Origin of the sequence: Burkholderia oklahomensis C6786, assembly GCF_000959365.1 — a bacterium.
GTDB lineage: Bacteria > Pseudomonadota > Gammaproteobacteria > Burkholderiales > Burkholderiaceae > Burkholderia > Burkholderia oklahomensis.
Map to the genome: position 1 here is coordinate 791,935 of NZ_CP009556.1, position 26,511 is coordinate 818,445.

24 protein-coding genes are annotated in these 26,511 nt (G+C 66.1%); 3 read left to right on the top strand and 21 right to left on the bottom strand.

Annotated features, from left to right (window positions below):
- Positions 1-4 precede the first annotated feature (4 nt).
- Together BG90_RS21480 and BG90_RS33495 are read left to right on the top strand one after the other, a co-directional pair.
- Entirely contained in the window at positions 5-4,564 is a 4,560-nt protein-coding gene (locus tag BG90_RS21480) for an RHS repeat-associated core domain-containing protein (protein WP_010120719.1), read from the top strand.
- Positions 4,564-4,890, top strand: a complete 327-nt coding sequence (locus BG90_RS33495) for a barstar family protein (protein WP_010120717.1) — start codon at positions 4,564-4,566, stop codon at positions 4,888-4,890. The genes BG90_RS21480 and BG90_RS33495 overlap by 1 nt, the downstream gene beginning before the upstream one ends.
- A gap of 65 nt (positions 4,891-4,955) precedes the next feature.
- Here BG90_RS33495 and BG90_RS33500 read toward each other — a convergent pair whose 3' ends face one another.
- From BG90_RS33500 to BG90_RS21490, 3 genes are all read right to left on the bottom strand, one after another.
- A complete protein-coding gene (locus BG90_RS33500) occupies positions 4,956-5,177 on the bottom strand; it encodes a SymE family type I addiction module toxin (protein WP_081464356.1) in 222 nt (73 codons plus the stop codon).
- Between the two features lie 307 nt (positions 5,178-5,484).
- Positions 5,485-6,228, bottom strand: coding sequence for an SDR family oxidoreductase (locus BG90_RS21485; RefSeq protein WP_045568385.1), 744 nt, complete (start codon positions 6,226-6,228; stop codon positions 5,485-5,487).
- Positions 6,229-6,246: 18 nt separating this feature from the next.
- Entirely contained in the window at positions 6,247-7,089 is an 843-nt protein-coding gene (locus BG90_RS21490; protein ID WP_038801642.1) for an NAD-dependent epimerase/dehydratase family protein, read from the bottom strand.
- 120 nt (positions 7,090-7,209) lie between these two features.
- On the opposite strand from BG90_RS21490, the gene BG90_RS21495 reads away from it, so the two are divergent.
- Entirely contained in the window at positions 7,210-7,701 is a 492-nt protein-coding gene (locus BG90_RS21495; protein ID WP_010120711.1) for a nucleotidyltransferase family protein, read from the top strand.
- 200 nt (positions 7,702-7,901) lie between these two features.
- On the opposite strand, the gene BG90_RS21500 is transcribed toward BG90_RS21495, so the two are convergent.
- The 18 genes from BG90_RS21500 to BG90_RS21585 all read right to left on the bottom strand — a co-directional run bounded on the left by BG90_RS21500 (position 7,902) and on the right by BG90_RS21585 (position 26,050).
- On the bottom strand, positions 7,902-8,717 hold the full coding sequence (locus tag BG90_RS21500; RefSeq protein ID WP_010110602.1) for a phosphorylase family protein: 816 nt from the start codon (positions 8,715-8,717) through the stop codon (positions 7,902-7,904).
- Positions 8,718-8,746: 29 nt separating this feature from the next.
- Positions 8,747-9,463: a histidine phosphatase family protein gene (locus BG90_RS21505; protein ID WP_010110601.1), complete on the bottom strand. Its 717-nt coding sequence runs from the start codon at positions 9,461-9,463 to the stop codon at positions 8,747-8,749.
- A gap of 26 nt (positions 9,464-9,489) precedes the next feature.
- Positions 9,490-10,992: a phosphohexomutase domain-containing protein gene (locus BG90_RS21510; RefSeq protein ID WP_232355236.1), complete on the bottom strand. Its 1,503-nt coding sequence runs from the start codon at positions 10,990-10,992 to the stop codon at positions 9,490-9,492.
- Positions 10,976-12,040 carry a carbohydrate kinase family protein gene (locus BG90_RS21515; protein ID WP_045568387.1) on the bottom strand — a complete coding sequence of 355 codons (1,065 nt, stop codon included), beginning with the start codon at positions 12,038-12,040 and terminating at the stop codon, positions 10,976-10,978. Before BG90_RS21515 ends, BG90_RS21510 begins: the two co-directional genes overlap by 17 nt.
- Positions 12,033-12,455 carry a RidA family protein gene (locus BG90_RS21520; RefSeq protein WP_010111023.1) on the bottom strand — a complete coding sequence of 141 codons (423 nt, stop codon included), beginning with the start codon at positions 12,453-12,455 and terminating at the stop codon, positions 12,033-12,035. The genes BG90_RS21515 and BG90_RS21520 overlap by 8 nt, the downstream gene beginning before the upstream one ends.
- Positions 12,452-13,198: an SDR family NAD(P)-dependent oxidoreductase gene (locus BG90_RS21525; protein WP_045568388.1), complete on the bottom strand. Its 747-nt coding sequence runs from the start codon at positions 13,196-13,198 to the stop codon at positions 12,452-12,454. The genes BG90_RS21520 and BG90_RS21525 overlap by 4 nt, the downstream gene beginning before the upstream one ends.
- Entirely contained in the window at positions 13,195-13,872 is a 678-nt protein-coding gene (locus BG90_RS21530) for a DJ-1/PfpI family protein (RefSeq protein ID WP_041282380.1), read from the bottom strand. Before BG90_RS21530 ends, BG90_RS21525 begins: the two co-directional genes overlap by 4 nt.
- A 10-nt stretch (positions 13,873-13,882) precedes the next feature.
- Positions 13,883-14,950, bottom strand: coding sequence for an inositol-3-phosphate synthase (locus BG90_RS21535; protein WP_010120703.1), 1,068 nt, complete (start codon positions 14,948-14,950; stop codon positions 13,883-13,885).
- Between the two features lie 661 nt (positions 14,951-15,611).
- Entirely contained in the window at positions 15,612-16,277 is a 666-nt protein-coding gene (locus tag BG90_RS21540; protein WP_010120702.1) for an HAD family hydrolase, read from the bottom strand.
- Positions 16,278-16,539: 262 nt separating this feature from the next.
- A complete protein-coding gene (locus BG90_RS21545; RefSeq protein ID WP_010120701.1) occupies positions 16,540-18,198 on the bottom strand; it encodes a GMC family oxidoreductase in 1,659 nt (552 codons plus the stop codon).
- A 277-nt stretch (positions 18,199-18,475) separates the two neighbouring features.
- Positions 18,476-19,447, bottom strand: coding sequence for an alpha/beta fold hydrolase (locus tag BG90_RS21550; protein ID WP_010110591.1), 972 nt, complete (start codon positions 19,445-19,447; stop codon positions 18,476-18,478).
- A 6-nt stretch (positions 19,448-19,453) separates the two neighbouring features.
- Complete coding sequence (locus BG90_RS21555) at positions 19,454-19,873, bottom strand: PaaI family thioesterase (RefSeq protein ID WP_010110589.1); 420 nt, start codon at positions 19,871-19,873, stop codon at positions 19,454-19,456.
- A gap of 13 nt (positions 19,874-19,886) precedes the next feature.
- On the bottom strand, positions 19,887-21,704 hold the full coding sequence (locus BG90_RS21560) for a fatty acyl-AMP ligase (RefSeq protein WP_010120699.1): 1,818 nt from the start codon (positions 21,702-21,704) through the stop codon (positions 19,887-19,889).
- Entirely contained in the window at positions 21,701-22,687 is a 987-nt protein-coding gene (locus tag BG90_RS21565) for an amidohydrolase family protein (protein WP_010110587.1), read from the bottom strand. The genes BG90_RS21560 and BG90_RS21565 overlap by 4 nt, the downstream gene beginning before the upstream one ends.
- Before the next feature lie 39 nt (positions 22,688-22,726).
- Positions 22,727-23,761 carry an acyl-CoA desaturase gene (locus BG90_RS21570; protein ID WP_010120665.1) on the bottom strand — a complete coding sequence of 345 codons (1,035 nt, stop codon included), beginning with the start codon at positions 23,759-23,761 and terminating at the stop codon, positions 22,727-22,729.
- Positions 23,758-24,693 (bottom strand): SAM-dependent methyltransferase, encoded by a 936-nt coding sequence (locus BG90_RS21575; protein WP_010110585.1) that lies wholly within the window; start codon positions 24,691-24,693, stop codon positions 23,758-23,760. Before BG90_RS21575 ends, BG90_RS21570 begins: the two co-directional genes overlap by 4 nt.
- Before the next feature lie 12 nt (positions 24,694-24,705).
- Positions 24,706-24,990 (bottom strand): acyl carrier protein, encoded by a 285-nt coding sequence (locus BG90_RS21580; protein WP_010120663.1) that lies wholly within the window; start codon positions 24,988-24,990, stop codon positions 24,706-24,708.
- A 25-nt stretch (positions 24,991-25,015) separates the two neighbouring features.
- The gene (locus BG90_RS21585) at positions 25,016-26,050 is read right to left on the bottom strand and encodes an acyl-CoA desaturase (protein ID WP_025990391.1); all 1,035 of its coding nucleotides are present in this window, start codon (positions 26,048-26,050) and stop codon (positions 25,016-25,018) included.
- Between the last annotated feature and the right edge of the window lie 461 nt (positions 26,051-26,511).

Genomic DNA, 26,511 nt, shown 5'->3' on the forward strand with positions numbered 1-26,511 from the left:
AAACATGGCGCTGCCGGCCGTCAAACACATGGACCCCGTCGTCGGGATCGACGTGCACTCGGTGATCGTCACGCCGGGGCTGCCCCCGGTGTTCCTGCCGCATCCGCATATCGGCTTCATGCTTGATCTACAGGAGTACATTGCGGCTGCGAAGGGGGTGATCGGCAGCATCGCGATGACGATTGCCGAAGACGCGGTGCTCGACTATCTGAAGGACCATCCCGACGACCGCAAGAAACTGACCGATGCGCTCAATTCGCTCAAGGACCAGAAGAAGCAGGCGACGAGCGATCCGTGGGTCGCGAAGGCGCTGAAGCTCAATCGCGAAGTGTCATCAATCAAGGGCGACATGGCGGGCGCAATAGGCGCGGGCGTCGGGGCGGGCGCGACCGCCGGCAGGCCGATCTTCGTGAACGGGCTGATGCGCGCGACGGCGGGCACGCATTCGTTTCATGTGCCGGGCTTGCACTTTCCGCTCGGCGAAACGTTCGCGCCGCCCGATCCGCTGCCGTCCGACGACGCCGAATCGTACATGGGCAGCCGGACCGTGCTGGCGAACAACGATCCGCTTTCGTACATGGCGCTGTCCGCGATGAGCTGCTGGGCCGAGGGAATCGAGCCGCCGCCGCACAACGGCGCGCATACGACGCGCACGCATGTGTCGATGCCGAGTTCGGTGATGCTGCCGATTCCCGCCGGACGGCCCGTGCTCGTCGGCGGGCCGCCCGTGATGAACATGGCGGCGGCCGCGAAGGGGATGTTCAAGGCGTTTCAGGGATCGAAGTGGGCGAAGAAGCTCGCGGACAAGCTGCATCTGAAGTCAGGGTTCCTGCGATGCACGGTGCTGAAGGCGGAGCCGGTCGACGTGACGACGGGCGAAGTGGTCGTGCAGCAGAACGACTTCACCGTGTCCGGCCGGTTGCCGCTCGTGTGGGATCGATACTACGCGAGTCACGATCGCCATGCAGGCGCGGTGGGCTTCGGCTGGCAGACGCCCGCCGATATCCGGCTCGAGCTGATGCGCAACGAAGATGGCATCGGCGCGGCTGCTTGTTTCCCTGATCATGCGACCGCTTTCGACATGGTGCCGGCAGACGATGGGTGGCCGGCGCGCACGTATGACTGGCAGCATGGGCATGCGCTGTATGGCGACGATGGGCGGATGGTGCTGCGCACGCGCGAGGGGATCGAATACGGATTCGCGCTGCCTTCCCGTTGGAGAGATGCCGTCGCGGCGCTCGATGGCGACGACTCGCGGCTCGCGCTGCCGATCGATCGCATGGCCGATCTCAACGGCAATGCGTGGGTGTTCGAGCGTGACGTGTATGGCGGGCTCGTGCGTCTCGTCGAATGGAAGCGCGACGGGCGGACCGAGCGTGTGGTCGAGTGTGGCACGGGCAGCGGGCTGCACGCCGGGCTGTTGACGTCGCTGACGCTGATCGATGCAGGCGGAAACGCGCATCCGCTCGTGAGCTACGAGCACGACCGCGAGCGCAATCTGGCGGCGGCGATCGATGCGATGGCGCATCCGCATCATTTCGAATATGCGGCCGGGCATCGGATGGTGAGCCACACGAGCGCGCGCGGCGTGTCGTTCTACTACAGCTACCAGCAGGGCGACGACGGCGTGTGGCGCGTCGATCATGCGTGGGGCGACAACGGGCTATTCGACTATCGCTTCGTCTACGATCGCGCGCGGATGGAGACGCGCGTCACCAATTCGCTCGGGCATACGACGATCACGCAGATGAACGAGCGCGGGATGCCTGTTGCGGAAATCGATCCGCTAGGCGGCGTGACCGGGTATCGGTATGACGCGCAGGGGCGTGCGAGTGCGATGATCGATCCGGCGGGGCGGACGACGGCTTGGGAATATGACGCGCATGGCAGTTTGATTGCGCAGACATTGCCGGACGGCAGCGCAGTCAGAACGGAATTTGACCTCGATCACCGACCGGTCTGCATGACGTTGATAGGCGGCCGGCAGTGGCGCTACGAGTGGGATACGTTCGGCAATCTGCTCGCGCAGATCGATCCCTCGGGCGCGATATCTCGTTATACATATGACGAGTACGGCCAGCTTGTTGAACATACAGGGCCGCGCAGTGCGAGCACGCGATTCGATTACCACCGGGACGGCAATCTCGCGGCGCAGATCGATGCGTTGGGGCATCGCACGCAGTATCGGTACGATGCGCGCGGATACCTCATCGAAGCAATCGATGCGCTCGGGCAGCAAAGCAAATACGAGTACGACCGCAACGGCAATTTGACGCGCGCAATCGAGCCGGGCGGGCGTGAGATTCACTGCGTGTACGACGCCGATGGAAATCTGTCTCGCCATCGCGACCCCATGGGCCACGTGACGCAGATGGACTACTCGGTGCTCGGACAGGTCAGCAGACGGCTCGCGCCTGACGGTACCACCGTTGAATATCGTTACGACACGGAAGAACAACTGATCGGCGTCGTGAACGAGCGCGGCGAGCGATACGCGCTCGAACGCGATGCGCTGGGACGGATCGTCGTGGAGACGGATTACTGGGGGCAAGCGCGACGCTATCGATATGGCGCAGCGGGCGAACTGCTCTACAGCACGGATCCGCTGGGGCAGACAGTCGAATACCGATACGATCGGCTCGGACGCATCGTTCAGAAATGCGTGCCTCATCCGGAGCAGGACGATGGTCTCCAGATCGACAGCTTCGCATACGACCGGCACGGGGACTTGGTACTCGCGCAGAATCCGTCTTGCCGCGTCGAGTTCAGCCACGACGCAGCGGGTCGCGTGATCGAGGAGCGACAAGGCGACCACTTCACGATCGCCAGTGATTACGACGAAGCCGGCAACCGAATAGAACGCAGGACCCGGCTTAATGCCGGCGGCGCGGTTGTCGCGCATACCGTCCGCTACACATACGACGCTTTGGATGCCGTCACGTCGATTCAGATCGACGACACAGCGCCGGTCGTGCTCGGGCGAGATGCGCTCGGGCAGATTTGCACGGAACAGTTGGGTGCGGAGTTGCGGCGCGAACTGTCGTACGAATCGGGTGGTCAGCTTGCCTCGCAGCGGACGTTACTAACCGGTATCGGCGAACTCTTCGCCAGCGAGTATACGTACGACGCGAATGGTGAATTGGTCGAGAAGCGCGACTCGCGGGGCGGCATTGAGCGCTTTCAGTACGATCCGGTGGGGCGGGTGATCGCGCATCTCGACCCCGCTGGGCGATTGCGTCGCTATCTGTACGACCCGGCCGGCGATTTGCTGAAGACGCACATTCGGGAGCGCCGCACGGCGGATGCAGCCGCAGCGGCAAAGACCGGCGCTTGGGTGCGTGAAGGTGAATATGAAGGCTGCTACTATGCGTACGACAGAGTCGGCAACCTTATTCGAAAGCAGGACGCCGCACAGGACCTGACGCTGCGTTGGGATGCTGCCGGGCAGCTCGTTGAGACGGTGGCGGTGCGGCCGGGTTTCGCAGCTTCAAGGGAGACGCCAGCACACATTCGTGCACGATATGAATACGATCCGTTCCAGCGGCGGGTTCGTAAAGTCGTGTGTGAGGGAGCAACAGGCGGAGCCGTGCAGCAGCCGCTGTCCCGTCTGAGCCGGTTCTTTTGGGACGGCGATACGCTCGTTGGGGAGTACGCAGCGGGAGGGGAGGGAGGGGGGGCGTCGGCTCCGGAAGTAGACGGAGATTTAGGGGCGCCGTCATTTGCTGTATCGGAGCATGACCAAACTGACACCGGAACGTTACCCGTCGCTAGTCGAATGTACGAGTGGATTTTCTATCCGAAATCGTTCCGGCCGCTCGCGATTGTGCAAGACGATCTGGCTGAGTGGAGAGTATCGGCGCGACTACCGGGGCAACGAGCACCGGGCACTGGATCGGTGTATTTTTACCAGAGTGATCTTAACGGGGCTCCCGTACGAATGCATGATGCTAGTGGGAGAGCCGTATGGGAGGCGCGTTATTACCCCAGGGGGGCGGTCGAATGCACTGAGCGGTGGAGTGTGCAGCCACTCAGGTTGCAGGGACAGTATCACGACGATGAAAGTGGACTGCATTACAACCGGTATCGCTATTTCGATCCGGATACGGGTAGCTTCATCAGTCATGACCCGATCGGGCTCGAAGGCGGACTGAACCCGTATCAGTTTGCACCCAACATATTTGGATGGGCCGATCCTGTTGGATTGAAATGCACTCACCATGCAAAAAATCCGAAAGAAGCACACGCGGCGATTAAGGATAAATGGGGTCACGAAATGACTCCGGCAGAGATGCGTGAATTACAGAGGACAATAGACAATATAAAGTCAAATCGACAGACTTATCCAAGAGATGGAATTCCATTTGACAATGACTTTAGAAAATCGCCAGATGGTCAACGCCTTGATACAGGAAGCGGCCCATATAGTGAATGGACGGTGAGAACTCCTGGCGTAGGCAATCGTGGTGAGCGGCGTATTGTCGTGGATAAAAGCACCGGCAGAGCGTATTACAGTCACGACCACTACCAATCTTTTATAGAAATAGATTTAGGAGGTTGGAAATAGTGAAAACCGTTACAAGGCGCATTGACTTTTCCGATGTTGATTCGGCGGATGATTTTCACCGGAAGATGAAGGAATTGTTTGGATTTCCTGCTTTTTATGGGGCTAATTTCAACGCATTTGTTGATTGCCTTACCAGCTTAAGAGTCCCTGAGGATGGAATGACGTCTATCCATCTTCAGCAAGATGAAAGTCTCATTTTGGAGATTCATGAGATGGACCGACTTCCTGATGATCTGGTTCATGATTTTTTATTGTCGATAAAAGATGTCAATGAGCGATGTGGCATATTTGGTGAGCAGCCTTCGATACTTCTGTGCTTATTATGATGCCTAAAAATCTGTTCTATTTTCTTGATTAAGAATAGGGCCGCAAAAAGCGGCCCTATGATCGTCTATTCAGCGGTAATCACAAGCCGCTCGTGTTCAACGGTGATCTTGACGCGCTGCCCTGCTTCAAACCCTGCATGCTCGATCCATCGTCCGGCGAGCTTCATCCACGGATAAAGCGGCGGGATGGTGGGACTTCGCCAGCTGCGCCGGTAGCGCATTGACTGCTGAATGGTCACGAATCGTTCCGTGACGGTTGGACGTGCTTTAAGATTGGCGTCAGCCATAGTCAACTCCTGGTGTGAGTTGGTGGTGGTCAGCGGGCCGTGAGTGTTGGTAGCACTCACGGCCCGCGCTTCGTTTACGGCGTTACATCTCCTTCCTTACTGCTGCTGCGCCTGCGTGAGCACGGCTTCAAGCATCTGCGCGACGAACTGCTGCTTCGCTTTGGGTAGTTGCGCTATGGCCTCGATGTGCTTCTGCCACCTGGGCATGGGGCCGCGTTTGCGTGGTGCGCTTTGCTCAGCTTCCAAACCATTGCGCCGTCGGCGACGTAGCTTCACCTGCGCGACAAAACGAATTGTTCAGGGCCGCCTAAACAATCTGCTCCCCCCCATCGACGGTCATCGACGCCCCCGTCACAAACCCGTTCACCATACAAGCAATCACCACCCCCGCCACATGCTCGGCCCGCCCGATCTGCCTCCCCGGCAGCTTCGCCGCGTGCCCCGCAAAGAACGCCGCGCGCCGCGCCGGATCGAGCGCGTTCCAAAGCGGCGTATCGAGCAACCCCGGAATCACGGTATTCACGCGCCGCGGCGCAAGCTCGACCGCGAGCGCCCGCGCGATGCCTTCGATCGCGCACTGCGACGACGTGAACAGCGATTTCCCCGCCACCGGCTTGCGGCTCAGCGATCCCGTGACGAACGTGATCGATCCCGTCTCGGCGAGATGCGCGAGTGTCTCCTTGACGACGACGATCGACGACCAATACAAGCTGTCCCAGTGCTGTTTCAGCGATTCGAGATCGTCCGCGATCGAATGCGGCGCGATGTCGTGCGCGACGCTCACACACAGATGATCGATACGCCCGATGCGCGCGGCAAGCCGCCGAACGTCGCGCGGCTCGCGAACGTCGGCGGCCTCGGCGATCGCGCCCGCGCCGACGATCGCCGCCGCGCGATCGAGACGCGCGCGATCCCGCCCGACGATGATCGCTTGCGCGCCGAGCCGCGTCGCTTCGCGCGCAAGCGCGAGCCCCACGCCGCTCGATCCGCCGACGATCAGCACGCGCTGGCCGTCAAGTGAATAGATGCCGTTCGAATGCTCCGCGTCCATGATGACCTCGTCGCCGTCTCATCGATCGTCGCGCCACGAATGGATCGGCTCGAAGCCGAACAATCGCTTTGCATGTTCCGGCGCGAAGAAGCTGCCGCATTCGCGCAGCCGCCCCGGCACCGGCGCGCCGGGAAAGCGCAGTTTGAAGAGCGCGTCGATCGGCTCGGCCATCACGGTGTCGCGCGCGGACACGAACACGTTGTGCACGCCGATCGGCCGCGCTTCGACCGCGAGGCGGCATGCGCGGGCGAGGTCGCGCGCGTCGATGTACGACCACAGATGCCAGCGGCGCACCTGCGGATCGCCGTGATACTTCGCGTAGTGCGGATAATCGGCCGGATCCTCGATCACGGGCGCGCGCAGGCCGACGATCGACGTTCGTTCGTCGCAGAAAAATTCGGCCATCTGCTCGGTCATGATCTTCGACAGCGCATACGTGGAGCCGGCGCGCACGGGCGAATCTTCCGTCACGGGCACGTCGATCTCGCCCAATGGATCGAACAGGTCGTTGATGACGGCGGCGCTCGACAGCCACACGATCGAATGGATGCCGAGCAGGCGCGCGGCCTGGAACACGTTGTAGTTGACGGTCAGGTTGTCGCTGAACGTCTTGCCCGGCGGGAACATGCCCGGCAGCGATACGTTCGCGAGATGGACGATCGCATCCGCGCCTTCGAACGATTCGACCGCTTGCCCGAGGTCGCGCAGGTCGGCCTTCATCGAAGGCAGATGCCCGAGCGCGCTCGATACGACGGTGGCCTTCACATCGACGCCGAGCGTGTCGTAGCCGTGCGCGGCGAATTCGCGCACGACGAACGCGCCGGCCTTGCCGGCGGAACCCGTGATGACGATCCTTGTCATGCTCGCCTCCAAAAATCGTTAAAGTAAGGATTTCGATGCGTCGCGGCCGCCTGAGCGCGGTCGCACTTCGTCGACATACACGCTGCGCGGCCTCGCGTTTCGCAGCGGCACGGAGGAGCCATGGTTCGACCATCCGTCGATGCGGCGCTCGAACAGACGCTGTCGCTGGCGGTGCCGGCGATGACGGCGATGTTTCGCGATCCGTGGTGCGTGATCGGCAGCGCGGCGCTCGCGCTGTATGGCGTCGATGTCGCGCCGAAGGACGTCGACGTGCTGACGAGCGTGCGCGACGCCGACGCCGCGATCGCGCATTGGGCCGCATCGCGCCGCGCCGATTTCCGTCCGGCCGACGGCGCGCGTTTCCGGTCCCGCTTCGCGCGATTCGGCTTCGCGCCGCTCGACGTCGAGGTGATGGGCCGCCTCGAAGTCAACGACGGCCGCGCGTGGCGCGAGGTCATCGTCGATTCGATGCGGTACGTCGACGTTGCGAACGTGGCGGTGCCGGTGCCGTCGCCCCTCGCGCTCGGACGCATGCTGACGCTGTTCGGCCGGCGCAAGGATCTCGAGCGCGCGGCGTTGCTGAGGCGGCGCTTCGATGCGTTGCGCGGATAGTCGTCGCTCGCGCCGATATGGCCGAAACGTCCGAAACACCCGAAACACCCGAAACACCCGCCACAAGCAAAACGGCTCGGCCGACCGCATCGGCCGCGATGTCGCCGCACCGCGTGCGGCGGCGGACGGCGCGCGCCGTCCCGCAGCCGCGTCGTCGCCGCGCGCCGCTGCCGATCGCGAACGCACCACGTGCGATCCGTTCAAGTTTCGGCCTCGATGCGCAGCACCGCCTCGGCGATCTTCGCGAGCGTGGCGGCGGCGGGCTGCATGCCGGCGAGCACGAATGCGTGCGTCACCGCGTTGTCCGGATCGAGCCCTTCCGCCCAGTTGCAGTTCGCGCAGATGAGCGCATACGGAATCTCCATCTGTCTGCACAGCACGAGCTCCGCGCCCGCGGTCATGCCGAGCACGCGGTTGCGCCGCCCCTGATAGACGCGGCGGTACGTCTCGACTTCGGCGGCACTTTCGAACGCGTCGCCGCCCGACTGGATGTACAGCCCCTGCGTCAGCAGCTTCGCGCCGACCTTGCCGGCCGCGAGCGCGAAATTCGCGCGCAGCCGCGCGTCGAACGGCTCGCGCATCGACGGATGCACGTGCTTCGCGAGATTGCCGAAGCTGTGCGAGACGCTCGACAGGCCGCGTGCATAGTCGTCGGGCGCGAGAAACACGTTGTCGGCGGCGAGCGGCAGATCGAGATCGATCGCGCCCACCGAATTGAATGCGTAGACGGCTTGCACGCCGAGTTCGTGCAGATGCCAGATGTGCGCCTCATGTCCGAGCTCGGCGACGAGCTCGGCCGGGCTGCGGTCGGGAATCGCGAGCGTCGGGCCGTGCCGAGGCAGGACGATCGCTTCGATGCCGCCGATCCGGCCTGTCGTGTAATGCAGCACCGTGCCGCTGCGCCGGCCGAACGTGACCCGCACGTTCTCGATCGTCTCGCGGTTGCCGAGGAATGCGTCGAGGCCGCGGGCGAGACCGGTGCCCGCGATGATGGCGATGCGCTTCGAGCGTGACATGCGCGACTCCTGTCGAGTGATGGAAGGCGCTATCCGTCGCGCCTTCCGATAAGCGGCGACGCATCGTGCGCCGCGGTGTCGATGAGGGCGTCCGTACCGTCGGGCGGCGCGCGCGCGTGATCGGGATCGGTTCGCCATGCGAGCGACAGATGCGACGTGTCGCCGAGCGGGCCGAGCGCAACGCAGCCGCCGTCGCGCGCGATCCGCGAAACCGAGCACGTGTGAATGCCGGCGATCTGCCTGAAGCGCGACAGCGGCGTCGCGCCGTAGAACGACGCGAGCAGCCGGATCGGCGATTTGTGCGTGACGAGCGCGACGTCGTCGAACATGCCGACCATGTCGCGCACCGCCGACATCACGCGCGCGAGCACCGCGAATCCGGTTTCTCCGCCGGGCGGCGCGTGGATCGCCGGATCGTCGGCCCAGCGCCGGTACGCCGGCTCGTCGCGCTCGTCGTCGGGCATGCGTCCTTCCCACGCGCCGAACGACAGTTCGCGCAGCCGTTCGTCGACGAGGATCGGCACGGGGTTCGCGTCGGCGATGTGGCGCGCGGTCTGTCGTGCGCGCAGCGACGGCGACGTCACGACGACGGCGATGCCGCGCAGCGCCGGATGCCGCGACGTTTCGATCGCCATCCGGTGCCCGAGCGCGGTGAGCGCCGGGTCGCGCGCGCCGCAGAAGCGTCCGTCCAGCGTGTCCGGCGTCTGGCCATGGCGGATCAGGATCAGGCGGTAGCGATCGTGCACGGGCGTGTTCCTCCGGCGGCGCGCGGCTACGGGCTTCGCTCGGCGGCGAGCGTGTGGGCGACGTGCGCGGCGAGCGCCGCGGCCGCGCCGGCTGCTCGCGTGCTCAGCAACTCGCCATATACGCGGATGCCGCTTTCCGTCGTGGACGGCCGCAGCAGCAGCCATTCGCCGCTGTCGAGCGAAAACTTGACGCCGTCGACGGTCGTGATGCGCGCCGAGCGAGCGTCGAAGCCGCATCGTTCGAGCGCGCGCCGGCCCGCGTCGCGCAGTTGCGCATCGGTGGCGTCGCCGTCCACGTGCGACTCGTGCCAGTCGAGGCGGCCGTGGCGATGTCGCAAGTCGGCGACGAGCGCCGCGAGAGATTGGCTGCTCGTCGCCAGCAGGTCGGCGAGGAGCGCGACGGCGCCGAACGGATCGCGATCGACGCCGAATTCGGCGAACGCGAGATCGCCGACGCTGCCGCCGCCTGCGTCGACGCGGCCTTCGACGAGCAGCGGCGACAGATGCTTGAAGCCGACCGGCAGCTCGACGACGGGGCGGTTCCATCGCGCGCACAGCCGTCGCACGAGCGCGCCCGTCGCCGCCGTGACGGCGACGCCGCGCTCCGGATGGCCGTATCGCCGCCGGTGCCGGTGCGCGAGCAGCAGCGCGAACAGCTCGTGCGGCTCGACCGTGCGCCCGTCGCCGTCGATCGCATAGACGCGGTCGCCGTCGCCGTCGACGACGAGGCCGAGATCGGCGTGTTCGGCGCATACCGCGTCGGCCGCGCGTCGCCGGCTCGCGGGCAGCGACGGATCGGGCGCGACGCCGCCGAAGTCCGCGGACGGCGTGCAGCCGAGCGGCGTCGCCGACCAGCGCAGCGCATCGCAAAGACGCAGCATCGCGCCGCCCGCGATGCCGCCGAGCCCGTCGACGACGACGCGCAGCGGCTGGTCCGGCGTCGCCGGCAAGCGCGACAGCACATGCGCGATGTGCCGGTCGATCCACGGCGACGCATCGCATTCTTCGAAGATCGCATCGTCGAGACCGCCGGCATCGTCCGCGCACGCTTCGTCGGCTTTGTCGAATGGCTCGCCGGAAGGCTCGCCGGGCGGTTCGCCTAAAGGCGCGTCGCCGGCGGCGCGCTCCGAATCGTCGAACAGCGCATCCGCGCGCCGTTCGAGCTCGGCGTCGAGCGGGCAGCCGGGGCGGCCCTTCGCCTTTACGCCGTTCCATTCGGGTGGGTTGTGGCTCGCGGTGACGAGCAGCGCGAGCTCGGCGTCGCCCGCGCCGACGAGGTACGACGCCGTCGGCGTCGGCAGATGCTCGACGATGCGCACGGCGCGCGCGCCCGCGTCGCCGGCCGCGCGCGCGATCAGTCGCGCGGCGCGGTGTCCGAGGCGGCGGCAGTCGTAGCCGACGACGACGCGCGGGCCGCCGCCGTCATGCGCACGCACGGCGGTCACGATCGTCGCGGCGAGCCTCGCCGCGCGCTCGGGCGTGAACGTGCTTCCGATGAGACCGCGCCAGCCGTCAGCGCTTCGCCGCATGCGCATGAGCGCGCTCCCTGGGCTGCGGCGGCATCGCGACGCGCGGCGGCGCGGACGCGGCGTCCGGGCCGTCGAGCAGCGCGTCGAGCGCCGGCAGGCCGTCGCGTGCGCCGCGCGTGCCGACCGCGCATGCGCCGCCCGCGTTGCCGAGACGCAGGCGGTCGGCCGCGTCGAGGCCGGCGAGCCGCGCGAGCAGGTATGCCGACGCGAACGCGTCGCCTGCGCCCGTCGGATCGACGACTTCGCACGGATGCGCCGGCGCGCGCGTCTCGATGCCGCGATGGCGGGACAGCGCGCCGTGCTCGCCGAGCGTGACGACGACGTCGACCGCATCGAGCATGTCGAACATGTGGTCGTCCTGCTCGCGCAGATACGCGAACTCGCGCGCGTTGCAGAACACGACGTCGCATTGCGGCAGGAGCGGCAAGGCGACCGGATCGCGCGAGTACATCCCGGACGGCGTCCAGCACAGTGCCGCGGCCGGATGGCGCGCGCGCACGAGCGTGACCGTCTGCACGAGCGCATCGACGCTCGGATCGAACAGCATGAGCGCATCGCAGCGCGCGACGCCGGACAGCGCGGCGCGCACGTCGTCGGCGACGAGCGATTCGTTCGCGCCGCGATCGAGCAGCATGTAGTTGCGGCGCTCGGGGCCGAGCACGGGGATGATCGCGCGGCCGGTGTGCGCGTGCGCGACGCGCCGCACGAAGCGCGTGTCGACGCCGCGCCGGTCGAGGTCGGCGAGCAGCCTCTCGCCGTCGGCGTCGTCGCCGACGGCCGCGACGATCGATACGGCCAGGCCGAGCGCCGACAGCGCGGACGCGCAGTTGCCCGCGTGGCCGCCCGGCAGCGTGATCGCCCGCACGGGCAGCGAGTCGCCTTCGCGTGGCGACGCGTCGCTGTACAGCAGCAGATCGACGTTTAGCGAGCCGACGACGAGCACGCTCGCCTGCCGCGCGACGCGCGTCAGCATCGCCCGCTGGCCGCGCGGATCGGACGGTTCGGCGGCGGCGTCGCGCGATGCGGGCGCGTCGGCGCGGCTAGCCACGTCCGCCGTCCTCGCCGATCACGGCGATGCCGCTGATTTCGACGATGCAGCCCGCCTCGGCGAGCGACGCGACCTGCACGAGCGTGCTCGCGGGCGGCGGCGTGCCGAGCACGCGGTTGCGGATCGCGGACACCGCGGGAAAATCGGCGATGTCGCGCAGATAGATCACGACGTTGACGAGCGCCGAAAGATCGCCGCCCGCCGCGTCGAGGATGCGCGCGAGGCGCTCGAACACGATCTCGGTCTGCGCGCCCGCGTCGCCGGGCGCGAGCACGGCGCCGTCGGCGTCGGTCGCGACCTGGCCGCTGATGAAGAGGAGGCGCTGTCCCGCGCCGATCGGCACGGACACGGCGGGCGAATACTTGCCGATCGGCCGCGAATGGCCGGCGGGATGAATGCCTGTGAAGATCGTCACGCTGGGTTTCCTCCCGGGAAAGGACCGAAGCTGGACGCGAACGCGGTGACGCGCAGCTCGCGGATTTCGATATGCGGCGGGCCGTCGAACAGATCCGCGACGATCGTCGCGACGTCGGACGCGTCGAGCGCGCCGGGACGGCTGCCAGGCGCGGCCGACGCGTGGCCGCCCTGAAAATGCGTGTCGATGCGGCTCGGCAGCACGGCGGTCATCCGGATGCCGCGCGCGCGCAGTTCTTGCCGAGCAATCTCGAAGAGCTGATAGAAGCCCGCCTTCGACGCGCAATACGCGCCCCGCCCGGCGAACGGCCACACGCTCGCGTCGGACATCATGCCGACGATCAGCGGGTGGCCCGCCGTGAGCAGCGGGACGCACGCCTTCAGTGTGTGGAACGCGCCGTCGAGATTGGTGCGCAGCGTGCGGCTCCATTCGTCGGACGCCGTATCGATGATGCGCGCCCACCGGCCGCATCCCGCGTTGACGACGACGCCTGCGAGCGCCGCGTCCTGCGCGTGCAGCGCGCGGCCCGCCGCCTCGACCGCGGCGGCGTCGCCGACGTCGACGGCCGCCGTGTGGACGCGGCATCCGCCCGCGCCGAGGCGTTGCGCGATCGCGTCGAGATCGGGCGCCGATCGAGCCCACAGCGCGAGGTCGTAGCCGCGCCGCGCGAGCGCTTCGGCGATCGCGAGGCCGACGCCGCGGCTCGCGCCCGTCACGAGGACGGTGCCGCGCCGCGCGCTCATGCGGCCGCCTCCAAAAGCCGCGCGGCGGCCGCGCCGCGGCCCGGCCGCAACTCCATCCGAGCCGCCACCGGCGCGACTGCGTACGGCGCAAAATCGGCGAGCAGCTGGAACGCGAGATCGGTCGCTTTCGTCGAAGGCGACGCATCGCCGCCGACCGAGCACAGGCGGCCGTCCGCGACGAGGCCCGCGGCCGGCTCGACGGACGGCGCGACGTCGCGCAGCCATTGCTGCTTGTCGTGATGGATCGCGAGCCGCCGTCCGTTCGCGATGCCGGACGCCGCCACGAGCAGCGCGCCCGAGCACACCACGTAGATCGCCGCGCCGCGCGCGTGCGCGCGCGCCAGCAGCGTTGCGAGCGACGGTTGCCGGGCCGCATCCGCCGCGCCGCGTCCGCCCGGCACGACGATCGCTCGTGCGCGATCGAGCGCGTCGAGCGGCGCGCCGCAGCTCAGGTCGATGCCGCACGACGTCGTGACGACGCGCGACGCCGCCGCGATCGCGACGCGCAGCGGCGCGGCGCCGTCCGGCGCGGGCACGGCCGATGCCTTCGCGAGCACGGCATGCACGCCGAACAGATCGAGCGCGTCGACGCCGTCGTACGCGAGCAAAATGACGTCGACCGTCGCCGCGCCGCGGCCGCCAAGGCGTTCGATGCCGCGTTCCGGATGCGCCATCGTCGTGCGCTCAAGCGGCGGAGGCGGACGCGTCGAGCGCGCGAAAGCTCGCGTCGATGCTATGAGGCGTGATCTTGTCGTGTCCGCCGACGGGCGACTTCAGCAGCTTCGCGGCCGCGGCCGGAAAGCCGGCGAGCTTCGCGCGGCGCGACGCGGCGGCGATCCGGATCAGATCGATGATGACGCCCGCGGCGTTGCTCGAATCCTGGACCTTCAGCTTCAGATCGAGCTGCACCGGCGTGCCGCCCCAGCCGACGCCCTCGATGTTCACGATCGCGACCTTGTTGTCCTTCAACTGCCCGATATAGCCTGCCGACGGGATGACCTCGACGCGAGACGTATCGACGCCGTCCTGCGCGAGCGCATTCAGCTTCGACTGCTGTTTGCTCGCGCCGCGCTCGCGCAGGTTGCGAAAGTCCTCGTTGCCGCCGAAGTTCAGCTGATACGAGCTTTGCAGCGTGATGCCGCGATCGCTCAGCAGCCCGAGCAGCGCGCGATGCACGACCGACGTGCCGAAGTGGCTCGCCAGATCGTCGCCGACGAGCGGCACGCCGGCCGCCTGGTATGCGTCGAGCAGCGCAGGCGTGCGCGCGACGAGCTCCGGCGTGCAGTTGACGAACGCGACGCCGGCGGCGAGCGCGGCGCGCGCATACGCTTCGGCCGCCCATTGCAAGCCGGTCGGCAGCGAATAGAGCAGCACTTCGGCTTCGCTTTCGCGCAGGCGGCGCACGACTTGCTTGAACGCGGCGTCGTCGTCGCGGGCGGTCTCGGCCGTCAGACCTCGATCCACCGGAAACGCGATGGCCGGCAGCGGCACGTCGAGCATCGGATAGTTGTTCGGCGGCGCGAGCACGGCCGCGTCGAACGGGCGGCCGACCTTGTTCGGATGGACGTCGAATGCGGCGACGAACTCGACGTCGCTCACGCCGATGCCGCCGATGCGCGGCCGCTTGATGCCGACGAATTCGCGCTCGTCGACACCCTGGTCGCGAAGCGCCCGATAGTATTCGATGCCTTGGAACAGCGCCGATATGTTGTTACCCACGCCGGCAACTGCGAGACGAATGTGCTGGGCCATGTCTCGGTCTCCTCGTAACGTACGCGCGTCTATTGAATCGGATCGTTTGTCGAAATGTCGCGGATTCCAATCGATCAATTGGTTTTGTTCAATATTTCAGGTTGAATCGAAAATCGAGCGGGCGAAACAGAAGGCGGCGGTTTTTATTGATGGATTGATTTTAAGACGGAACACAACCCTTCCATGTTAGTCGCCGGAATTCGATTATCAAGGCGTGAAGCGATGAGATTTCCTGGAAAATTGCGTGACGGAACCTTGAATAGACACTCCGTCTTTTTTTGAAATGGGGGGCGAAACCGTTTAATTAATATTTAATCGAATCGCGATTGTGTTGAATTTGTTATGTGCGATTCGTGCTGTGAATTACAGCGTGGATTTTTTTGATAAATTAGGCGGTTCCGAGCGGCTTCGGAAAACGACCCTCATTGACGGGCGGCCGGACCGTGGCGCCCGGCCATCGATTGCGACGCGAAGCGCGCGGCGTCGCGCGATCGATCGGACCCGCGCGCGCCGTGGCGAAATCACTACTTGCCGCGCGACCTGCGACAGAGATCAGCCATGCCTCAGCCTGTTCGGGATTCCGTTCATTCTGGTGCGCAGATAACGCTTCTTGACTGCCTTGCACGCAAAATTGCGGGCGGGTTCTTCCCGTCAAGTCAATCTATCGGCTTGGGGCACGCTCCAGAAATTCCCACAGCCCCCGATCCGCAAAATCCCTGATCACCGCCTTCGCTCCCGCCTCCCGGAGCCGCTCCTCGTTCAGCGCGGTCAACATGCCGAACGTAAAGATCCCCGCTGAGCTCGCCGAGTGCACCCCCGAAGCCGAATCCTCGAATGCCACCGCGTTTTCCGCCTTCGCGCCGAGCAATTCGAGCGCCGTCAAATAAGGCAACGGATGCGGCTTCCCGTGCTCCAGCTCGCCGCCGATCACGAGCGTCTCGAACCGCTCCGCGAGTCCCAGCGCCTTCAGCATCATCGTCGCGTTCTCGCGCGGCGCGTTCGTCACGACTGCAGTCTTCGTGCCGACTCGCTCCGCATACCCGAGAATATCCTCCGTCCCCGCCGTCGGCGTCAGCTTCGCGCCCAATTGCGCGCGAAACAACCGCTCCTTCTCCGCCGCCAGCTCGGTATATTCCGCCGCCGGCATCCCCGGAAACAGCCCGCCGAAGATCAGATCGTCGGAAAACCCCATCACATGTGTCTTGTAGTAATCGATATCGATCGACCGATCCCAGCGCGCGAGCAGCGCGTTATACGCATTCAGATGCAGCGTGTCGGTATCGACGAGCGTGCCGTCCAGATCGAACAACAGGGTGAGCGCAGTCACTTGGCGGAGACTCCTTTTGACGCGTCTTGATGTCGTATTGTCATACGGAAGCGAACGCGCTCAACCCTAGCACAATCGACGGCATCGTGTCGTAATATGCGGCCAATGCATTGGCCGCCGTGCTCATCGCCGGACGCGGCGAATTCGCGCACGACCGACGAACCGGACGTGCCGGGCTTGCCGACAGAACCGGTAGTGACGCTCGTTGCCGTGCCGACTCCAAAACGCCGGCATTCGCGTTGATGCAATTGGAACGAACGCATCACTCGCCGCGCGCCCGCCCGTTCCCCAGCAACATGTCCGCCGCCTTCTCCGCGATCATGATCGCCGGTCCGTTCGTGTTGCCGGACGTCACGGTCGGCATCACCGAAGCGTCGATCACGCGCAGCCCCGACACGCCGCGCACCTTCAATTCCGGATCGACGACGGCCATCGCATCGACGCCCATCCGTGCGGTGCCGACCTGGTGATAGCCGGTCGCGCCCGATTGCTTCGCATAGTCGATCATCGCGGAAAGCGTCGAGACCGACGGCCCGGGTGCGACTTCGCGCGCGCCCCACGCGGCGAGCGACGGCCGCGTCGCGACGTCGCGGATGAAGAGCGCCTGCTTCGCGACCACTTCGAGATCGTGCGGATCGGCGAACAGGCGCGGGTCCATGCTCGGGTAGACGAGCGGATCGGCGCTCGTGAGCCGCACGCGCCCGCGGCTTCGCGGCGCGATCGCCGTCGGCAGCAGCGTGAAGCCGTGCTTGACGTTCGGCAGGAACGGGTTCGTCGACAGCAGGATCTGCGCGTCGGGCGTCGCGAGCGACGCATCCGTCCTCGTGAACACCGTCGCTTCCATGCCGGTCGTGAACGACCTGGCGTTCTCCCGCGTCGTCTCCCACACCATCGAGCAAGCCGCGTGATCGTGAAGGTTCGCGCCGACGCCCGGCAGATCGACGACAGGCCGAATGCCGACGCGCTCGAGATCCGCCGCAGCGCCGATGCCCGAGTGCATCAGGATGGCCGGCGACATGATCGAGCCCGCGCACAGCAGCACTTCGCGCTCTGCGCGCACCGCGATCGCCTCGCCGCGCAGCAGGAAGCGCACGCCGAACGCGTGATGGCGGTGCAACAGCAGATTCAGCACGCGGGCGTGCGTGACGATCGTCAGGCGCGGATGCGATTTGATCGGATCGACGTAGCAGGTCCATGCGCTCGCGCGCCGGCCGTCCGGCAGGATAGTGAATTGCGACAGCGCGGCCCCGGCGCTGTCGCGGCCGTCGTTGTAGTCGCCGCGATCAGGCAGGCCGAGCTCGGTCGCGGCCGCGACGAAGTCGCGTGCAAGCGGCGTCATCGTCGGACGCCCGATGTCGAGCAAGCCGTCATGGCCGTGCACATGCAGCGGATCGTCGAGCCGGAAGCGTTCGAGCTTGCGGAAATACGGCTCGACGTCGCGCCACGCCCAGCCCGCCGCGCCGCGTTCCGCCCAGCCGTCGAAGTCCTGCGGCAGCCCGCGCACGTACACCATCCCGTTGATCGCGCTGCTGCCGCCGAGCGTCTTGCCGCGCGGCCAGTCCATGCGCTGATCGGCGGCGTATTGCTGCGGCTGCGTCGTGAACGCCCAGTCGACTGCGCTGTGATAGAGCTGCATCACGCTCGGCGGCTCGTGAATCGCGGGCAGGCTGTCGGTCGGCCCGGCTTCGAGCACGAGCACCTTGTGGCCCGCGTCGATCAGGCGTCGGACGAGCACCGAGCCCGACGAGCCCGCGCCGATCACGACGTAGTCGTAGATGCCCGCGGGCGACGCCGCCGATGTAGCGGACGCCGTGCCAAGCAATGGCGCGGCGGCGATCGTTTTTAGCGTCTTGTCGATGAAGTCGCGGCGTTGTTGTCCATCGCGCGTCAGATCGGCGCGGCGGCAGGTCGGTGCTGGCATAGGTTGTCCTCGAAATGGTCGTTCGATTGTTGTCGGATCGCGAACGGGTCGCGCAGAGAGTAGGCACGATCGGCTCGCTGTGGTGAAGCCCCGTATCGGTGGAGGATGGAGAAGGAGGCGCGGCGCGCCGCGGCGGCATGGCTGGCGGCGCGTTGCCTGAAGCAGCGGCGCGCATTGCACGACGCACGCAAAATCGAACGCGCGCGCGACGCGCGGCCGCCAGACGAAGGACGGGCGCCGATCGTCGGCACCGTGTGCAGCGCGCAGCCGAACGCGCTCAGCCTTCTCGCTTTGCCGTCAGCCAGTCGAGCAGGAGCGTCGCGAACGCGTCGCTGTCTTCGAGCTCCGGCGAATGCCCCGCATGCTCGAAGCCCGGATGCCGAACCGCGTGCGGCACCTGCTGCGCGATCGACCATTTGTCGCTCTGCCGATGCGTGCGATCCGCCGCGCCCCACGTGAGCAGCGTCGGCTGCCGGACCTGCACGGCGCGCGGCGCGATATCGTAAAAGCGCTGCCACAGCGAGGCGAGGCAGCAGAACGCGCCGTGATCGAGCGACGTATCGAGCATCGGCGCGAATTCGCGATAGCGGTCTTTCGCCATCGCCTGCCGGAACCAGCCGGTGCCGATCTTCCGCGCGGCGAATGCACACGCGCACTGCCCGACGACAGGCGTCGCGAGCAGGTTGCGCGCATCGACGTGCCGCGCCCACGCCACCTGTTCGTCCCATGCGGGGCTTTGCCAGAGCAGCAGCCTGCTGACGAGCGCCGGCTGCGCGGCCGCGATCTGCAACGCGATATGCGCCCATACGCACGAGAACGCGAGCAGGTAAGGCCCTTCGTTCAGATTCGCGAGCATCGCTTCGATCGCCGCAAGGTAGTCGTCGAACGAGAACGTGAAATGCCGGTTCGGCACGGAGAAGCCGAAGCCCGGCGGCTCGAAGCAGACCACGCGCGCGTGTTGCGCGACGCGCGAGAGCAACGGGTCGAAATGCTCGACGACGCTCGGCGGATCGCAGACGAGCACGATCGTCGGCCGTCCGCTCTCGCGCGGGCCGGCGGCGCGCACGCGGATCGTCGCGGCCGGCACGTCGATGAAACGCACGTCCGGCCGTGACTGCGCGGCCCAGCCGCGTTTGATCCGCGCCGCGCGCAAGCCGAGCCGCAGCGGATCGAGCCACGTCATGTCGATGCCGTCGCGCCGCTCGCGAGCGGCCGCATGCGTCGATTCCTTCAGGCGCGGGGCGCTCATCGCACTCTACTTCGTCGGCCAGAGGATCATCTGCGTGCAGCGGAACGTCGCGAGCAGCTTGTCCGTTTCGCGATGCCGGACGGTCGCGTCCCACACTTGCGTCATGCGGCCGCTGTGGATCGCGCGCGCCTCGCAGACGATCGCGCCGTCGCGCGCGGTGCCCATGAAATTGCTCTTCAGTTCGAGCGTACTGAAGCTGGATGCGCCTTCCGGCAGGCTCGCGAGACATCCGTAGCCGCACGCGGTATCGGCGAGGCTCACGATCGTGCCCGCATGAAGGATGCCGTGCGCGAGCACGGCCTTGCGGATCGTCAGCTCGGCGAGCACGTGGTTTTTCTCGACCTGGTCGACGACGATGCCGAGCAGGCCCGGCAGATAGTCGGCGCCGAACCGGTTGAAGTAGTCCGCATCCAGTTTTTCTTGCATGCCGCGTTCCTCGTCAGTTGTTCCGGGTTTCATTCGGCGCGTCGAGCTGCGCGCGCCACTGGGTGATCACCGGCAGCGTGTCGTTGAGAAACAGTTCGCGACAGGCGTGCCGCTGGACCTTTCCGCTCGTCGTCTTCGGTATCGCCGACGGCGACGTGAAGACGATGTTGTGCACCGCGATGCCGTGGTGCAGATTGATTGCCTGACGCAGTTTGCCGAACAGCGCGTCGGGCGTATGGCCGCTTTCGCGATCGCCGTCGCCGAATGCCTTCAGATAGCGCGCCCGCAGCTCGCGCACGACGATCACTTGCGGCGCGGCGTCGGCCTCGAGCGCGAACACCGCGCATCCGCCGGGGCGAAACAGTTCGGCGTCGAGCGCCTCGATCGTCTCTTCGACGTCGTGCGGGTAATGATTGGCGCCGCGAATCAGCATCATGTCCTTCAGGCGGCCCGTGACGAAAACTTCGGGCCCCGACCGATAACCATAGTCGCCGGTGCGCAGGAATCGCCCGTCATAGCCCGGCAGCTCGGCTTCGAAAATCTGTTCGCTCAGCGCGCGATTGTTCCAGTAACCGAGCGCGACGCTCGGCCCTTGCGCCCAGATTTCGCCGACCCGGCCATCATCGCATGGAATGCGCGTATCGGGATCGACGATCCGCACTAGACTGTCGCCGGCCGCGTCGCCGCATCCGATCGCCGTGCTCGCGCGTTGTGTTTCGGATTCTGCGCGCACCGGTTCCGCATCGCGCGGCGCGACGACGACGGGCGGCTGCGATTTCAGGCCGCCCGTCATGAACAGCGTGTGCTCGGCCAGGCCGTAGCACGGATAGAACGCCCGCGCGTCAAAGCCGCAGCGCGCGAAGCGCTGCGAGAACGCGTGCAGCGTGCCGTGCCGGATCGGTTCGGCGCCGACGAATGCGAGGTCCCACGAGCTGAGATCGAGCTTGTCGAAATCGGCATCGGCGATGCGCATCGTCGCGAGCATCTGGTATGCGAAGTTCGGTCCGCCGCTCGTCGTCGCGCGCCGCTCGCCGATCGTGCGCAGCCAGCGCAGCGGATGCTTGAGGAAATCGACGTGCGACATCAGCGTCACCGGAAAGCCGACGTAGAGCGGCTGCAGGATGCCGCCGATCAGCCCCATGTCGTGATACGGCGGCAGCCAGATCACGCCGCGGCTGTCAGTGTCGTGCTCGAAGCGGCTCGCGATCAGCGCGGAATTGTGCAGCAGGTTCCGGTGGCTGATCATCACGCCCTTCGGCGCGCCGGTCGAGCCGGACGTGTATTGCAGGTAGACGGGCGATCGATGATTCACGGGCGGCGGGACGTAGCGCCCGGCGCTGTCGCCGAGCGTGTCGACCGTGATCCAGCGCAGCCCGCCGAGCGCGGGCGAGCCGGCTTCGATGCGGTGCGCGTCGTCGCGCACGATCGTCGTCGACAGGATCGCGGCCGGCGTGCAATTCTCGACGATGCCGATCAGCCGCCGCAACGTGCGCTCCGCCTGCGCGGGCTCGACCGGATACGCGGGCACCGCGACGACGCCCGCATACATGCAGCCGAACAGCGCGGCGATGTAGTCGATTCCGGGCGGAAACAGCAGCAGCACGCGGTCGCCGGGGCGGGCGACCTGGGCCAGCGCCGCCGCGACGGCGCCGGCGCGTCGGTCCAGATCGGCGCAAGTGAGATGCTGCTCCGCGCGATCGCCGCCCGTGATGAACGAATAGACTCGCAGATCGGGCTGATGCGCGGCGCGGTATCGCGTCAGTTCGACGAAATCGGCGAATGCGTCGGCGGCCAGTGCGTCGATGGGCGGCGAGTGGTCGGCATGCGTCATCGTGTCGTCTCCGTCGTCGGTCCGGCTGCGAGCGTTGCGGCCGACGCGCCCGCATGCGCGCCGCCGTCGAACAGCGCGCTGGCGTTTTCCCACAGCACCTTGTGCAGCACGTCCGCGGGCAGATAGCGCTTCAACTGCTCGATTTCGAAATCCCATTCGTACGGGATCAGCGGAAAGTCGCTGCCGTACAGAAAACGGCCGGGACGATCGCATATTTGCGGCACGAGCTGTTCGAGCGCGGGCTTCCACGGCGTCGGCAGACGCGGATGCGCGCCGCGCGGAAAGCGCGTCTCCCGCAGCGGCCTGACGTCGGGCACGATCTCGCCCGTCGCGACGCGGTGTCCGCCGAACGCCATCGCCGTATCGAAATGCAGGTTGGGGAACGCGTCGAGCAGATCGACGTACTCCTGAACTTCGTCATAGCCGATGTGCGGGACGACGACCTTCAGATGCGGCGTGCGCCGCATCGCGCGCCGGAAGCGATCGACGTTGCAGAAGCGGCGGATTTCATCCATCTGCGCGTTGTTCTTCGCGACGGCGCCCGAATGCAGGTTCAGCACTTTGCCCCGTTCGGCGACCGCTTCGAAAATGGGCGCGAGCGCGTCGTCGTCCGGCGCCATCTTCAGCAAGTGACAGTGGATCTTGAGGCCGGCGAAGTTCAGCTCGTCCAGGACGCGGACGGTCTCGCGCGCGCAATCGCGGTCGTGCGGATGCACGGTGCCGAACGGCACGACGAACGCCGGATGCCGCGACGCCAGTTGCGCGACGAAGTCATTGAGGAACGGCGCGATGCCCGGCTGCGCCGCATAGCAGATGCCGGCCGCGCGCGCGACGCCGCGCTCCTTCAGGAAGGCGATCGATTGCTCGGCGAGCAGTTCATGGCGAATCTTCCACGCGTCGCGCTCGTAGTTCTTCCAGACGAGCTTCGAGACGACGTCGGGCAGCATGTGCACGCGCGCATCGAAGATCTTGAGTGTCGTCATCGCGAGATCCGGTCGATTGCTGTCGAAGGAGAACGTGCGTCATGCATCGCCGCGACGCGCGTCAGCGAGCCGTTGGCGGATCGCGTCCCGATCGGGATGCTGGACGTCCCACACCAGCCCCAGCCGCTCGAGCAGCGCGATCAGCGATCCGGTCACGTCGATCTGCCATCGATTGAAGCGCGTGCTCGCATATTGCGGAAATGCATGGTGGTTGTTGTGCCAGCCGGCGCCGAGCGTCAGGATCGCGAGCCACCATGCGTTGCGGCTCTGGTCGCGGCCGGGAAACGGCCGGCGGCCGCCGAGCGAATGGCCGACGGAGTTGACCGCCCAGATCGCGTTCGTCGCGAGGAAGATCCGCACGGCGCCGCCCCACAGCAGGCCGAGCAGCGCGCCCTTCCACGACAGATCGAGCAGCCCGCCGATCGCGGCCGGCAGCAGCAGGCCGAACAGCAGCCAGAAGTCGTACGCGAGATGGATGCGCAACAGCGTCGGGTCGCGGTACATGTCGTTCGCGTATTGGTTCCAGCCCTTCGGGCGCGCGGACGACGGGTCGAACAGCCAGCCGACGTGGCCGTGCAGGATGCCCTTCGCGCGGCCGACGAAGCCGCGCCCGCCCAACTGCGGCGTATGAGGATCGCCGGGCCGGTCGGCGTTCGCGTGGTGCAGCCGATGAATCGCGACCCACCACATCAGCGGCCCCATGTAGGCGAGCGAGCCGAGGATCGCGAGCGCGATCTTCACCGGCGGCGCGGCCTTGAACGTGCGATGCGCGAAGTAGCGATGCAGTGCGAGCTCCATGCCGAGGATGTTGAGCACGTAGAAGACCGCGAGCATCGCGACGTCCTGCGCGCGCGGGGCCAGGCCGAAGCCGGCCCAGAGCGCGAGCGCGGCGACGGTGCCGACGGCCGGTATCGACGCGACGCCCAGATGGCGCGCCGACGACGCGCGCGACAGGTGCCCGGACGCGCGATCGCCGGGCGGGGACGGAGCCGCCGAACCGGTCGGCGATGCCGCGCGGTCCGGCGCTTCCGCGCGGCCTGCGCGGCCGGCGTTGTCGGCGGGCGCGTCCTTCATGCGACGGCCGCCCGATGTTGCGAGCCGGCGTGAATCCGGTTCGGCTCGATGCGCCGGAACGTGATTCGATACAGCACGAACGCGCCGAGATCGAACGAATAGCTCATCGTCCGGTACAGCCGCTCGTAGCGCTCGACCACCTCGAGCGGCGCGAGCTCGAGCGCCTCGCGGCGATGCGCGCGCAGGTTCTCGAACCACGCGCGCATCGTTTTCACGTAGTCGTGGCGATCGTTGCGGACGAGCTCCACTTCGAACAGCATTTCGGATGCCCGAACGATATCCGCGAGGTACGGCAGATCCGATTCCGGAAAGACTTCGCGCGCGATGAAGAGATCCGAATGCTGGCGGTCGCGGGGCACGTCGCCGTAGCCCATCGTCTGCAGCGACAGCCGGCCGCCGGGCTTCAGGAAATCGTGGCACTTCCTGAAGAAATGCCGATACGCTTGAACCTTGTCTTCGCCGATCTTCGCGAAGTGCTCGAACGCGCCGAGCGAGATGATGCCGTCGAACGGCCGCTCGGGCTCGTAGTCCTGCCAGTTCCGCAGCAACGCGTCGATGCCCGGGTGCCGGTATCGCTCGCCGATATATTTGAGCTGCTCGTTCGACAGCGTGAGCCCCACGACCTCCTTCACGCCGGCGGCCGTGGCGAGCCGGTCGAGCAGCGCGCCCCAGCCGCAGCCGATGTCGAGCACGCGTTCCGCGCCGCGCGCCCGGATCTGCGCGATGTGGTAATCGAGCTTGCGGATCTGCGCCTGTTCGTGCGTATCGCCTTCCTCGTACATCGCGCACGAGTAGTTGCGGCCGCTTTCCTGCGCGAGCGCGAGGAACGCATTGCCGATGTCGTAGTGATACTGGATCGCGTCGGCGGACGCGCCGTACGGCGCGCCGCGATTCGGCGCGCCGGTTTCCCGGTTCTCGAGCTGGACGGTCATCGTTCGGTCTCCCTATCGATTGGCCGACAGATCGGCGAGCGCCTGCGCGAGCGCGTCGATCGTCGGATGTTGATAGGGCAGGCTCGGGGACAGCTCGAAGCCGAGATAGTCCTCGAGATCGCCGACCATCCGCATCGCGTCGGCCGAATCGAGGCCGTATTCGATGAACTGCTTGTTCACGTCGATCGAGCCGCTGTCGGTGCGCAGCCTGGCTGCCAGATAGCCTGTCATCCAGTCGAGGATGTCCTCGTGGCTTCTCGCGTCGATTTCCACTGCCTTCAAGATGGCGCTCTTCATTTTCTGGGTTCCCGTCGAGAGTCGTTCATGGTGTGATGCGCTTCTTTTCGATGAGTGCTTCGGAGGGGCGATGCACGTCGTAGACGAGGTGCAGGCGCTCCAGCACGCGTACGAACAGCCCGCCCGGATCGATCTGCCACCAATGCAGCCCGGTGAACGCGGATGCGGGAAACGCGTGATGGTTGTTGTGCCAGCCCTGGCCGAACGTCGGGATCGCGAGCAGCAGGCTGTTGCGGCTGCGGTCGTGCGCGGTGGTGTGGAAATCGCGCCGGCCGATCACGTGGCACAGCGAGTTCAGCGCCCAGATGCAATGGCTGACCGCGAAGATCCGCACCATGTCGCCCCACAGGAAGCCGAGCAGCACGCCCGTCCACGAACGCGACGCGAGCCCGCAAATCAGCGGCGGCAGCGCGAGGCCGATCCAGACCCAGCGGTAATACGCCATGTGCTGCTTGAAGACGAGCGGGTCCTGGTACAGGTCGGGCACGTATTTTTCCCATCCCGCCGGCCGCGTCGACTCGCCGACGAACAGCCAGCCCATGTGGCTGTGATACAGGCCCTTGAGCCGGCCGCCGACGCCTTCGCCCGACAGGTGCGGCGAATGGGGATCGCCGTCGCCGTCGCTCGTCGAATGATGGCGCCGGTGCGTCGACGCCCACCAGTTGACGGGGCCGTGCGCGCCCATCGAGCCGAGCGCGATCAGCGCGGCCCGCACCCACGGCTTCGCCTTGAACGCCTTGTGCGTCACGTGGCGATGAAAGCCGACTTCGAGCCCCAATGCGGTCGCGAAATAGAAGACCGCGAACACGATCAGTTCGACGGCGCCCGGCCCATGGCCGCCGACCCATAAAGCGATCGCCGCGACCGTGCCCAACGCGGGAAGCAGCGTGACGACGGCGGCGATACGGCGATCGAGACGGACGGCTGAACGGGGCAAGATGCTTGTCGGGCGAGCCAAGCCATGCGAATCGGAAGAAAAAGACGCGGGAATCGCGCTTCCGATCGCACCCTCGGGCTGGCTCGCACCTTCGCTCGGAGACGGAGGCTGGCCGGAGCTCATCAGATATCTCTCAGTAAATTGTTTGGTACATATTTCATTGATGACATTTGAAACTCAATATGAATTTTCCTATCGTCAACGCTGAAGTGTTTGATACACCAAAGCAGCTTTTCGAGGCGGAATTAGGATTCGAATGTGTCAATCGGATAAAGATTGCCGGAAACCGTTTCCAGCGCCTCGCGCGCTTCCTAGTCCGACGTGCGTCGTTTCGATGCGGTGAACGATGGATAGCGCTGGACTTGATATCGTGACGGTGCGGCGGGGGCAGGCAGGTTTTGGAAGCGATTCCTGAAAACCGAGGAAATATTCGATGAACGAATCGGCCAGATTTTGTCGCGATGTGGATTCGGACGGATTCAGACAGCTTGCCGGAATCGGATGTAATTTAAATGAATGGCGATAAAAAAGATCGAATTGGTGCGCGGCATATCCGCGAGCGCCATTTCGATTCAATGACGGAC